Source organism: Sulfurospirillum sp. E15m, from assembly GCF_059415145.1.
The window spans coordinates 210,841-223,389 of record NZ_JCAHZS010000002.1 but is presented as its reverse complement, the minus strand read 5'-3'; the positions used below and the strand labels follow the sequence as shown (position 1 = coordinate 223,389).

At 39.8% G+C, this 12,549-nt stretch carries 10 protein-coding genes; 2 read left to right on the top strand and 8 right to left on the bottom strand.

Annotation, left to right across the window (positions count from 1 at the left end; translation table 11 throughout):
* Positions 1 to 82 precede the first annotated feature (82 nt).
* Both AC5SLP_RS05235 and arsS read left to right on the top strand, forming a co-directional pair.
* Positions 83 to 2,170 carry an EAL domain-containing protein gene (locus AC5SLP_RS05235; protein WP_495254093.1) on the top strand — a complete coding sequence of 696 codons (2,088 nt, stop codon included), beginning with the start codon at positions 83 to 85 and terminating at the stop codon, positions 2,168 to 2,170.
* Between the two features lie 119 nt (positions 2,171 to 2,289).
* Positions 2,290 to 3,231 (top strand): arsenosugar biosynthesis radical SAM (seleno)protein ArsS, encoded by a 942-nt coding sequence (arsS, locus tag AC5SLP_RS05230; protein ID WP_495254092.1) that lies wholly within the window; start codon positions 2,290 to 2,292, stop codon positions 3,229 to 3,231.
* 3 nt (positions 3,232 to 3,234) lie between these two features.
* On the opposite strand, the gene AC5SLP_RS05225 is transcribed toward arsS, so the two are convergent.
* The 8 genes from AC5SLP_RS05225 to AC5SLP_RS05190 form a co-directional block, all read right to left on the bottom strand.
* Positions 3,235 to 4,146: a hypothetical protein gene (locus tag AC5SLP_RS05225; RefSeq protein ID WP_495254091.1), complete on the bottom strand. Its 912-nt coding sequence runs from the start codon at positions 4,144 to 4,146 to the stop codon at positions 3,235 to 3,237.
* Between the two features lie 3 nt (positions 4,147 to 4,149).
* Complete coding sequence (locus AC5SLP_RS05220; protein ID WP_495254090.1) at positions 4,150 to 5,523, bottom strand: sodium:solute symporter; 1,374 nt, start codon at positions 5,521 to 5,523, stop codon at positions 4,150 to 4,152.
* 191 nt (positions 5,524 to 5,714) lie between these two features.
* Positions 5,715 to 7,961, bottom strand: a complete 2,247-nt coding sequence (locus tag AC5SLP_RS05215) for a molybdopterin oxidoreductase family protein (protein ID WP_495254089.1) — start codon at positions 7,959 to 7,961, stop codon at positions 5,715 to 5,717.
* A gap of 150 nt (positions 7,962 to 8,111) precedes the next feature.
* Positions 8,112 to 10,355 (bottom strand): formate dehydrogenase subunit alpha, encoded by a 2,244-nt coding sequence (fdhF, locus tag AC5SLP_RS05210; RefSeq protein WP_495254088.1) that lies wholly within the window; start codon positions 10,353 to 10,355, stop codon positions 8,112 to 8,114.
* A 205-nt stretch (positions 10,356 to 10,560) separates the two neighbouring features.
* Entirely contained in the window at positions 10,561 to 10,806 is a 246-nt protein-coding gene (locus AC5SLP_RS05205) for a hypothetical protein (protein ID WP_495254087.1), read from the bottom strand.
* Between the two features lie 55 nt (positions 10,807 to 10,861).
* Positions 10,862 to 11,722: a formate/nitrite transporter family protein gene (locus AC5SLP_RS05200; RefSeq protein WP_495254086.1), complete on the bottom strand. Its 861-nt coding sequence runs from the start codon at positions 11,720 to 11,722 to the stop codon at positions 10,862 to 10,864.
* A 10-nt stretch (positions 11,723 to 11,732) separates the two neighbouring features.
* Positions 11,733 to 12,191 (bottom strand): hydrogenase maturation protease, encoded by a 459-nt coding sequence (locus AC5SLP_RS05195; protein ID WP_495254085.1) that lies wholly within the window; start codon positions 12,189 to 12,191, stop codon positions 11,733 to 11,735.
* Entirely contained in the window at positions 12,188 to 12,535 is a 348-nt protein-coding gene (locus AC5SLP_RS05190) for a formate hydrogenlyase maturation HycH family protein (protein WP_495254084.1), read from the bottom strand. The genes AC5SLP_RS05195 and AC5SLP_RS05190 overlap by 4 nt, the downstream gene beginning before the upstream one ends.
* Between the last annotated feature and the right edge of the window lie 14 nt (positions 12,536 to 12,549).

Here is a 12,549-nt window from a genome sequence, read left to right as displayed (position 1 = left end):
TTACATGTAAAAGGATAAATATGAGGGTATGCACAATGCTAACCTCGCTCTAAATTAATTCGTCTTTAGTGTATAATAAGAAATGGGTAACTTAAAACAACGCGACCAATTGAGATGGTTTCAGCACATTTATAACAATGCGCACACAGGGATTTTTGTTGTCAATAAAGAACGCATTATCCTTGATGTCAGTCGTCATTTTTGTACGCTTTTTGGTTATTCAAAAGATGAATTATGCGGTCAATCAGAAGCGATGCTCCATATTAGTTTTCAATCCTTTCAAAATTTTTTTGATGTAGCCTTTAAACCTGCCCTTAGTGGTACACCCACTCGAATAGATTATCAATTTAAGCGAAAAGATGGAACTTTTTTTTGGTGTCACATCTCGGGCACTTTAGTTGAAAATCATGATGAAGTACTTTGGGGAATTAATGACATTACCGATAAAGTGATTCTGACCCAGCAGTTGCAAGAAAAAAGCCAATTACTTGTTGCCACACAAACATTACTCCATGTTGGCACTTGGGAGCTCGATTTGCAGACCAAAATTATTCGTGCATCCGATGAGTTTTATCACATTATGGGAATTCCCACTAAGAGTAAAATCACACTTGAAACATACTTAACATCATTACATCCAGAAGACCGACACATCATTTATGACTCTATTGACTATCTGCCTAAAGGCGTAAAAACAAAAGGAATCACGCTACGTGCTATTTTGCAAAGAGATGATTACTGTGAAATGCGTTATCTGTTTCAAAAAGGTGAAACAATCTTTGATGAGTATGGGAAAGCTATCAAACTCACAGGTGCAACTATTGACGTTACGGATCAAAAAGAGACAGAGATACTTTTAAAAAGCCAGAAAAAACGCTTAGAGCATCAAGCTTTTCATGACCCTTTAACAGGATTGCCTAACCGTTTTTTATTGCTTGATAGATTAGAGAAGATGATAGAAGTTGCCGAACGTAAAAAACAGAAAATAGCCATTTTATTTATTGATTTAGATGATTTTAAATTTATTAATGACTCATTAGGACACCATATCGGCGATAAATACTTAATTGAAATTGCCAATAAAATTAAATCTAAACTTCGTACAAGCGATACGATAGCACGCCTTGGCGGTGATGAATTTGTCATTTTGCTGGATGATATACAAAATGAAAATGATATTATTCATATCATACACAAAGATATTAGCCTCGAAAATCAAACATTAATATTGGCAGATAAAACTGTTTTTCCTCAAATGAGTATTGGTATTGCCCTCTTTCCCAATGATGGTCTTGATGCACAAACATTACTTAAAAATGCAGATGCAGCTATGTATAAAGCCAAACGAGATCAAAAACATTCTTACAGCTTTTATGATGCATCTTTAACCAAGCTCGCTTTTGAGAGAATGAATTTTGTCAAAGAGTTACGAGATGCCATTGAAAAAGATGAGTTGTTACTCTACTATCAACCACAAATAAATGCCAAAACAGAAACGTTAATAGGATTGGAAGCGCTTATACGATGGCAACATCCAACCAAAGGTTTTTTAACACCATATCAATTTTTACCGATGGTTGAAGAGTTGGGTCTTATGATAGAACTCAATGAGTGGGTTATCAAAAACGCGTTGAAACAAAGTGAGTGTTGGTTTAAAAACGGACAAAATTATGGGCAACTTTCTATTAATATGTCTATAAAACATCTCGAAAGTCCTACGTGCTATGACTTCATCAAAACACTTTTAACACAAATACATTGCCCTGTGAGCTCAATTACCTTGGAAATCACCGAAGGACATTTTATGCAACGCCCCGCAGAGGTCATTGAACAACTCAATCAACTCTGTACGTTAGGTTTTAGAATCGTCGTCGATGATTTTGGGACAGGATACTCATCTCTTTCGTATCTGAGCAAATTACCCATCAGTGGACTAAAAATTGATAAATCATTTATTGATAATATCCCTCATGCAAACGATGATGTTGCCATTACAAAAACCATTATTGAACTTGCTAAGAATTTACACTTAGAAGTCATCGCCGAAGGTGTCGAAAAAGAAGAACAAAAGCATTTCTTACTCAGACATGGTTGTTATGCAATACAAGGATATTTATACTCTAAACCACTATCGACAGAAGATACCGAAGCCTTTATGAATCGCCATTAATCGCTAAAATTGCGGAGATACTCTAAACTTTATCCGCCTAGAAAACATTCTTTTTTAGCCAAATTACAACCAAGACACTATATCATTACATGTAAACTAAAATGGAACAAAGAGAGCCAATGAAATTTAGCGATAGAATTCACAATGAAACCTTTAAACAGACCGCCAAACTCAAAACGTTACAGGTCAATTTGGGCAAAGTCTGCAATCTTGCGTGTCAGCATTGCCATGTCGAAGCTGGTCCCAAACGCACCGAAACCATGAGCCTTGAAGTGATGAAGACCATCTTAGAAGTCTTAAAAAAACACTCCTTTTCCACGCTGGATATTACAGGGGGTGCGCCTGAGATGAATGAGCATTTTGAATGGTTTGTAAGCGAAGCGTCTCACATCGTTAAGCATATTATTGTCAGAACCAACTTGGTCATTTTACAGGAAAAACCGTATACCCATTTAGCCCATTTTTACGCGCAACACCAGATCAATCTTGTTGCATCACTTCCTTGTTATACACAAGATAATGTCGATAAAATGCGGGGACGTGGTGTCTATGAAGACTCTATTGCTGTCATTAAACGCCTCAATGCACTTGGGTATGGAAGCGATGCACATCTTGTGCTTGATTTTGTCTACAATCCAGGCGGCGCTTTTTTACCAGGCGATCAAAAAGGGCTTGAAGCAGACTATAAACGTGTTTTAAAAGAAAGTGAAGGGATTGTCTTTAACCATCTTTTCACGATTACCAATGCCCCTATTGGGCGGTTTTATGCATCGCTAGAGCAGAACAATGAACATGAGCGTTACCAAACCCTGCTGGAGTCTCATTTCAATGCGGCAACGCTTGAAAACATGATGTGCCGTAGCCAAATCTCTGTGGGGTATGATGGGCAACTCTACGACTGCGATTTTAACCAAATGCTCGGATTAAACATCCAAGGAGCACGCTACATTGATGAACTGCTCCATGAAGATGAGCACAAACGCCCGATTGTTTTTTGTGAACACTGCTACGCATGTACAGCAGGTGCAGGGTCAAGCTGTTGTGGTGTCACGCTTTCATAATCTTTACATGTAAAGATTTTTGGGCTCAATCACTGCCTCGTTTGGCGCTTGATTGACCCCCTGTGTGATGCGTTTCCAATACGAACGTGATGCAGGACTCTCTTCCTTCCAAATCGTACAAAACTGACGTTTAAACGCTTCAAAATCATACTCCAAACAGATGGCATCAATGAAAAGATTTTCAAAACGTGTTCCATAAAGTGCTTTGGGTGCGGGCGTGGTGCTGATGCGCGTCACAAGCCCTGAGCCTAAGTCTTTAAAATTGGGTAAACCTGCCGCTCCATTGTTGATCAACACCCCATTTTTTAGTGCTAAAAGTGCGGCTTCACAGGTATGCGACGAGGCTAAAACACTGAAGTGATTGGTTTTAAACCATGCATTAAGCGCCCTTTGCCTCGCTTCTTTTCGCAAATTTTCCCTTGAGCACTTCCACCCTGCAAGCGATGTTTCATCTCCATGCGTGATGGCAACGGTGTGCTCACCTACCAAAACGCTTAAACAGGTTTTACGTTCTTGAAATTTCTTTTTATAAGAAGGTAAATGCGTATCGACCATTTCGCTTAAAATGGCATGAATTTCATGCGCCCACGCTTTGGTCTCTTCACTGACACACGTTGGATAAAAACACCCACATCCTGCACCACTTTTTACCTCACGTGAGAGTTCCATCTCAACATTGCCATTGAGTAAGACAAAGGGAGCAATCGCCTCTTCAATGCGCACAAAAAGCTCAATGCTTGCATCAAACCAGTGAATATCCCCATTAAAGACAACCAAAGCCTCTGGTTCAATCCTGCGCTTTAACGCCTCTAAAGCTTCACCATTACCGTACAATCCCCCAACAACATAGAGTGTATCGCAATGCTGTGTTGGGGTCACATCAAAGCTGAGCGCATAATCAAGGGGACACTGCATTGGTTACGCTCTGCTTGGTGTAAGGAATGATGGTGCAAGGTAAACGATGGTGCAAAGGATCAAGCCATAGAAATTAACCCCTAAAAGCATCGCAGAAGCACCGTGCCCTATCTTTAAAAAATCAGGTAAAACACCAAGAACCAGTAAAATACCCGCCAATATGCCACACCAAAAACTCAGATGAAAGCCTAGTGCCGTTGGTTTGACAAATCCGTGAAGCATAAACACGGGTGCGAGCCCTATAATCATCGTGCCACTAATGGTCGTTGCTTTTAAAATATCGCTTCCAAAAAACATCGGGATATTGCCAAAAATTGCAAACGCAACCATAGCGATCATGCCCACACTGATGGCTTTTACGCCAAGGGAATGCCCTGCTAATTCGGCCAAATCTTTGCCCACCAGTTTGGAAAGACTCGCAAACGTTGAATCCAGCGTTGAACCCGCCGCAATTACCATGATGACGGTCATCAACAGCATGGCTCCTACACCCATAGAGGTGGCTAAGGCGGCTGGAACATTGGAACTTGCGCCTAAGCCAATGAGTTTGGCATGAATACCCACAAAACTAAACAACACAATGGCTATAAAGCCTAAAATTCCAGCAACCACAAAGGCTTTTAACATCAATTTTTCTTCACAGATAAAGCCTCTATCGGTTAAAACAGGGTCATGAAACGGGTAGCTAAACAGTTGTAACGCAGCCACCAAGAGCAAATCCACGCCAGCATCCAGTTTCCAGTTACCTGTGCCCATCAATGTTGAAAAGCTATTTTGTGGCAAAATATCGCTCATCACCCATACCAATAAAGCAATAAAAATAACCGCTTGCGCCACATCCGTCATAATGGAGCCACGAAGTCCTCCACGCAGAGAATAGACCAACGTAATCAAGGTAAAAACAAGTGCGGCAAGAATAAACAACGTACTGCCATTTTTACCGTAATAGCCACCTACAACAGCAGTGTTGCTCCAGATTTCATTAAACAGTCGAATTAAAATCGCCGCACTAAAGGCAAAGGCTGCCCATTTTCCATAGTTCGTTGTTAAAAATTCGACCAATGTTTTGGCACCAAATTTGCGTCTAAGTCTGTAAATCGCAAACCCCGCCACAGGAATACATAACCAATAGGTCGCATACGCCACACCGCCGACAATGCCGTACTGTGCGCCTAAATTTGCCGCATTGGTGATGGACTTTGCAAAAATCCAACTGATAAAAATACTGCTGATCAGTAAAGGGGTCGAGACGCTTCGTCCTAAGGTGTCTTCACCTTTAAAGAAGCTGCCAATTGTTCTGGCTTTGGGAGAGAGCAGGTACATAATCACACCATAAAGTGCTAAAAATCCCCAAAAATAAAGGCCGTAATTTTCCATTCAAAATCCTCGATATGTATTTTCTAAACCTAGAAACTAGATAGAACACTGTTCAAAAATAGTGAAAAGAGTGTATAAAAAAGAAGCTATAAATTCCATAAAATTGAAGCAAATCCCTCAATAATGGTAGGGGATTACTCTTTTACATGTAAAAGAGTAGGAGGTGCTTTCGCCCCTCCTAAACAGATACCTTAATGATGTGCATGCGCATCAAAATAGATAATTTTTTGAGAATAGAACTTCTCTTTTTTCTCCATCAATGTCGCAAAATACTCTTCAGGAGTAATCTTTCTCATTTTCACCGCCGCTTTATAGGTCGGTGTTAAAGAGATCGGATCGACACCGTTACTGGTGAGTTCATTCGAGTGCCCTTCCCAATAGTGAAATGCCATCTGCATCACATTTTTTGGAACCACATCGGTCACTTCTACTTTAATGGCAATCGAACCATATCTGCTTTCAATCGCTACAAAATCGCCCTCTTCCACATCATACTCTGCCGCAGTTACTGGATTGATTTCCGCTGCAGGACCATGAAGGTCAGCTCCGCACTCAAGCGCAGGAGATTTTCGTGTCATGGTACCAACGGTATACTGGTACACTTTTCGAGTCGTTAAAAGCTCAATTGGATATTCTTTATCGGCTTTTTCATCCACGGAACCTGCCATATGAGGATAGCCTTCTGGAAGGTTAAGCTTTTCAGCCAACGCTTTTTGCGCTGCTGGTATTTTGCTTTTATCATCCACAAAGATAACCGGTGCAAAACGTGCCTTTTGGTCAGGTGTATAGAATTTTTTATCCATATACATTGAAGGCGTACCTGGATGCACGAGTGTTGGACAAGGCCAATGTAAACCATGCTCTTTTTCTAAGCGCTCATAACTCATACCACCATAACGTGCAGGATCAGCCAATCTCACCTCTTCCCAAATCTCTTCAGGATTTTTATAATCAAAGCCTTTTGCACCCAGACGTTTTGCAATTTCACAAATAATCTGCCAATCTTGTTTTACATTACCCACCGCATCAACGGCTTTATGATTACGTTGAACACGACGTTCTGCATTGGCATAACAGCCATCTTTTTCTGGACCACACACGGCTGGAAGCACCACGTCTGCTTTGAGTGCGGTTTCGGTTAAAAAGATATCTTGAACGACATAAAAATCAAGATGCGCTAACCCTTTTAGGAAGTGATTGGTGTTAGGTTCTGAAATCACTGGGTTTTCACCAATGGTATAGAACACTTTCACTTCGCCACTCATAATTGCATCGGGCACTTGCGTTTTATGCACGCCAATTTTATCATCCAGTTTACACTCCCACATTTTTTCAAAAAATGCACGTGCTTCTGGGTCTGTGACAGGTTTTAAATTCGGGAAAATATTAGGGAGTACAGCCATATCACACGCACCTTGAACATTTTGTTGTCCACGAAGCGGATAATCCCCAGAACCCAGTTCACCAATATTACCGGTACATAAAAAGAGGTTAGAAACATCAAAAACATTACCGACACCATGATTAAAGTGGGTTACACCCATACCATGTGTGAGTGCTGCTGGTTTGATTGTCGCATACAGATGCGCCGCTTTTTCAATCAACTCTTTTGGCACATTTGTCATCTTTGAAACATACTCAGGAGTGTACTCTTTGACAGTCTCTTTCACATAGTCAAAGCCCGTGGTATACTTCGCAATAAAGTCATTATCACACAAATTATTGGCGATAATATAGTTTAGCATGGCATTGATAATAGGAATGTTGTGTTCTGGAGGCAATTGAATATGAACATCCGCTTTTTGTGCCATTTCTGTAATAATAGGGTCAATCACAATGAGTTTTGCCCCACGATCTAGCGCTCTTTGAATATGCATCGCCGCAATGGGGTGACCATTTTCAGGATTCGAGCCAATCATTAAGATACAATTACTGTATAAACCAATTTCTGTAAAGCTGTTGGTTGCTGCACCGTTACCTATTGTTTTAGCCAAACCGGCTACTGTAGGTGCATGTCAAACGCGAGCACAGTGGTCTACGTTATTGTTTCCTATTGCAACTCTCATCAATTTTTGTGAGACATAATTTTCTTCCAATGTACAACGTGCAGAAAAGTTACCTGCGATAGAACGTTTGCCATATTTTTCAATGGATTCTTTAAATTTGGAAACAACCAAATCAAGCGCCTCATCCCATGAAGCCTCTACAAATTCTCCATCTCTGGAAAATTGTCCATCTTTTTTACGAATCAATGGGTTTTTTAACCTGTCATTCGCTCCTACATAATCCCAACCATAAAGTCCTTTAAGACACAATTGTGAGTCATTAACAGGATGGTCTTTTGTACCATTTGCACTCATGATCTTATTGTTTTCTACATGTAAATCAACATTACACCCAGTTCCACAATAAGGACATATAACACGTGATGTACTCATTTTCTTTCCTTTCATAAATTTATTTTTTTTTACGTGCGCTATCATCTTTCATTACATCTATTCCTCCTTTTTATTAATATGCAAAATGGACATATTAATAGTCAAAAGATTATGCATGAGGTACAAGTTTGTACCCCATGCAATCTTTCCTTATTGATGATGGTGATCTTCATAAATAATTTTTTGAGAATAAAATTTCTCTTTTTTCTCCATCAATGTCGCAAAATACTCTTCTGAAGTAATCTTTCTCATTTTCACCGCCGCTTTATAGGTTGGCGTAAAAGAAATGGCATCTAAACCATTGCTCGTAAACTCATTGGAGTGTGCTTCCCAGTAGTGAAATGCCATTTGCATAATGCCTTTAGGCACAATCTCAGTCACTTCCACTTTAATGGCAATCGAACCATAACGGCTTTCTACTGCAATAAAATCACCCGTATCAACATCGTACTCTGCCGCCGTTAGGGGATTAATCTCTGCTGTTGGACCAAAAACATCCGCACCACACTCCAACGCAGGTGATCTTCGTGTCATAGTACCTACGGTATAGTGATATACTTTACGCATTGTCAAAAGTTTGATAGGATACGATTCATCTGTTTTTTCATCTACGGAGCCAACCATATGCGGATACCCCTCAGGAAGTTTTAACTTCTCAGCCAATGCTTTTTGCGCTTCGGGTATTGCACTTTTTTCATCCACAAATGTCACAGGTGCAAAACGTGCTTTTTGGTCAGGTGTATAGAATTTTTTATCCATATACATGAGTGGTGTACCTGGATGCGTTAAAGTTGGACATGGCCAATGCAAGCCATTTTCTTTCTCCAACCTTTCATAACTCATACCGCCAAAACGAGCAGGATCAGAAATGCGCACCTCTTCCCAAATTTGCTCAACTGAGGTATACTCAAATCCTTTAGCTCCTAAACGCCTTGCGATTTCTGAAATAATCTGCCAATCTTGTTTGACGTTGCCTACGGCATTAACCGCTTTATGATTGCGTTGAATACGACGTTCTGCATTGGCATAACAACCATCTTTTTCTGCTCCACTAACGGCAGGTAAAACGACATCCGCTTTGAGTGCCGTTTCGGTTAAAAAGATGTCTTGTACAACGTAAAAATCAAGATGTGCCAACCCTTTTAAGAAGTGATTGGTATTGGGTTCTGAAATGACAGGATTTTCACCAATGGTATAAAAGACTTTAATTTTTCCATTCATAATGGCATCGGGAATTTGGGTTTTATGAATGCCTATTTTGTCATCCAGTTTGCATCCCCATAATTTTTCATAAAACGCTCTCGCCTCTGGGTCACTCACAGGTTTTAAATTCGGAAAAATATTAGGTAAAACTGCCATATCGCAGGCACCTTGGACATTTTGTTGTCCACGAAGAGGATGATCTCCAGCGCCTAAATACCCAATGTTTCCTGTGCATAAAAACAAGTTTGAGACATCATAGACATTGCCGACACCATGATTAAAGTGGGTCACGCCCATGCCGTGTGAAATTGCCGCTGGCTTGATAGTTGCATACAGATGTGCTGCTTTTTCAATCAACTCTTTTGGCACACCCGTCATAGCAGAAACATACGCAGGCGTATACTCTTTGACAGCCTCTTTGACATAATCAAACCCTGTGGTGTATTTCGCAATAAACTCATCATCGCACAAACCATTCGCAATAATATAATTGAGCATGGCATTCATAATAGGAATGTTATGCTCAGGCGGCAATTGTAAATGCACATCTGCTTTTTGGGCAAACTCTGTTTTGATAGGGTCAATGACAATAAGTTTAGCTCCACGGTCTAGCGCTCTTTGAATATGCATCGCCGCAATCGGGTGTCCACTAGCGGGGTTAGAACCAATCATCATGACACAATTACTGTATAAACCAATTTCAATAAAGCTATTCGTTGATGCACCGCTTCCAATGGTTCTTGCTAAGCCGGCAACGGTTGGACCATGGCATACACGCGCACAATGGTCTACATTGTTACTGCCAATAGCAACTCTCATAAATTTTTGCGACAAATAATTCTCTTCAAGTGTACAGCGCGCCGAAAAATTGCCAACAATAGAGTCAGGACCGTATTTTTCTTTTGCTTCTTTAAACTTGGAGACAACCAAATTAAGAGCCTCATCCCACGTTGCTTCCACTAATTCACCATCTTTTGAAAATTTTCCATCTTTTTTGCGAATCATAGGGGTTTTTAATCTATCGTTCGCACCTACATAATCCCAACCAAACATCCCTTTAGGGCACAACTGAGAATCATTAACAGGATGATTCTTTGTACCAACAGCGCTAATAATTTTATTGTCTTCCACATGCAAATCAATATTACATCCTGTCCCACAGTAAGGGCAGATAACACGTGATGTACTCATTTTTTTTCCTTTATTATGTTAGAGTTATACAAACTCTCAAGATTTAAAAAATCAAGCTTTTAAAACTATGTTCTACGGGATACATGTCATATGTTTTCCCCGTATATTCCATACTTTAACCACATTCTTAACACCGATATTTGTCTTACAAAAAACTCCTTTTTTTCACGCTATCAATGCCGATTCATTTTTTTACATGTAAAATCTAAACGTGCGAATTGAGCCTATATTTTTTATTTATCATCTCAATTCTTTGACGTTTTGTTGTATCAACGCCATAGTGATAAAACTGATCGTAAGCACCTCTATCCACATCATGTTGAGAGTGCGTTTTTGCACCCTCCTTCTCTACGAGTGGATGAATAGCCAAAAAAGAGATGAAAAGAGTTTTTTGCATCATATGATGATGACCTCTTTGCAGTCTCATTGCATTGTTTTCTTGCTCTAACATCGCAGTTTCTCACTTTTAGATTTTCATATTTAGCCCTCTTTTGAGGGCTAATTCCTTAATGAGCCTTGTTCATATCAGGCTTATGAGACATAAAACCGATGAGTCCAACAAAGAAAAGACCACCACAAATATTGCCTAATGTAACAGGTAAGAGATTTTTAATAAAAAAGTTTTCAACCGTTAGATTTTGAATTTTCTCAACCGATACATGTGTCAAATGTGAAAGAGCTTCCATATCGCCACCCACTTGAGCAAGATAATGTGCTTTTGCAAAAAGACCTTCAGTAATAATGAACATATTGGCTACGCAGTGTTCGTATCCTGAGGCAACAAATGCACCCACGATAAAACAAATCGCTAAGATTTTTCCAGCCGTATCCGATGCTGCTGTTGCCGCCCAAATAGCCATACACACAAACACGTTACAAAAAATACCACGAATGAAGGCTGCTTCAAAACCAAGAGATGTTTTACCAGCACCAAGTCCAACAAAGTGTTTTAAAATTTCACCATCATAATTTAATGGCAGATTAGATTTATAATACATGTAAGCAGTCAAAACGGCGCCTGCAAAGTTAAAAACCCATACAATAATCCAATACCAAGCCATTTTTGCGATGGGTAATTTATTGTCATACGTTGAAACACCGGATAAAACCGAACTGGTGAAGAGATGACCGCCAAAGAAGACTACCATCATCAAACCGACGGAAAAAGCGATACCACCGATAAAGTTTGCGATTCCAGGACCGGCTGCTTTTGCCACACCCACGGTGGAATGCGCCCAAAAAATATCGCCCAGAGCAATCGAACTGCCTGCCATAATAGATAAAAAGATGACGCTAATTAAGGGCATCATCGCCTTATGCTGTAATCCGCCAGATACGGATTGTGCTGTTTCTGCTGGTGATAACATTGTTCTTCCTTTAACTGATTTTTTGCTCATCAAAAATTGCATCGATCTCAAACATCTTCTCAAGCGCTTTTTGCGCTGTTACTTTTGCTTCTTCTGAGATAGAAGGATTGATTTCGAGTACTTTTTCAATATCTACATTAAGTCCTAAGAAGAGGACAACCTGACAAAATCCTTTTAAATAGCTTAAGAGAATAGGCATAGGCAAATTGTGTGTTGAATACATATACTCTCGTTGATCACTAATATCAATGACCTCAACACTTCCTATTTTTGTTCCTGTCATTGCATCTGCAACCACAATCACATCAGGAGCAAACTCTCTTAACTTATGAAATTCACTTTCAGGAGTATCTCCTCCATAAAACACTTTCCAGCCAATATTTTCTTTTTCAATCAAATATCCAAGGTACGTGGTGATACCATCATCGCCTCTTAGCGTATTACCAATCATGAGAATTGCTTTTTTCATAGACTTTTCCTTATTACGATATACCCTTCGCGTAATGTTAAAAAGAGTTCTTTCAAAAAGCACTCTGGCATAGAGGGATATAATTTCTGTGCGTGTTCAGGAAAAATCTCAATCTCAAAATATTTACTTAAATTTCCCAATTTGAATTGGGTGTAAGCATCACACTCTTTAAGCATTTTGGTGTAGTCGTCTTCTTCAATTTTCCCAACACATTCCACATAATCAACGGTTCCTATTCCATGCCCAACGGTCATAGAAAAGATTTTGACTTGCTCTAACTCTTTTGGCATTTGTTTTGATGAAGGGTCTATCTGCCTTTTGGTTAATCTGCACACTTCAATCATTGTATCTCCCTACC

Coding starts and splice junctions, on each gene's coding strand:
- AC5SLP_RS05235 (WP_495254093.1), top strand. CDS start 83: ATGGGTAACTTAAAACAACGCGACCAATTGAGATGGTTTCAGCACATT.
- arsS (WP_495254092.1), top strand. CDS start 2,290: ATGAAATTTAGCGATAGAATTCACAATGAAACCTTTAAACAGACCGCC.
- AC5SLP_RS05225 (WP_495254091.1), bottom strand. CDS start 4,146: ATGCAGTGTCCCCTTGATTATGCGCTCAGCTTTGATGTGACCCCAACA.
- AC5SLP_RS05220 (WP_495254090.1), bottom strand. CDS start 5,523: ATGGAAAATTACGGCCTTTATTTTTGGGGATTTTTAGCACTTTATGGT.
- fdhF (WP_495254088.1), bottom strand. CDS start 10,355: ATGAGTACATCACGTGTTATCTGCCCTTACTGTGGGACAGGATGTAAT.
- AC5SLP_RS05205 (WP_495254087.1), bottom strand. CDS start 10,806: ATGTTAGAGCAAGAAAACAATGCAATGAGACTGCAAAGAGGTCATCAT.
- AC5SLP_RS05200 (WP_495254086.1), bottom strand. CDS start 11,722: ATGTTATCACCAGCAGAAACAGCACAATCCGTATCTGGCGGATTACAG.
- AC5SLP_RS05195 (WP_495254085.1), bottom strand. CDS start 12,191: ATGAAAAAAGCAATTCTCATGATTGGTAATACGCTAAGAGGCGATGAT.
- AC5SLP_RS05190 (WP_495254084.1), bottom strand. CDS start 12,535: ATGATTGAAGTGTGCAGATTAACCAAAAGGCAGATAGACCCTTCATCA.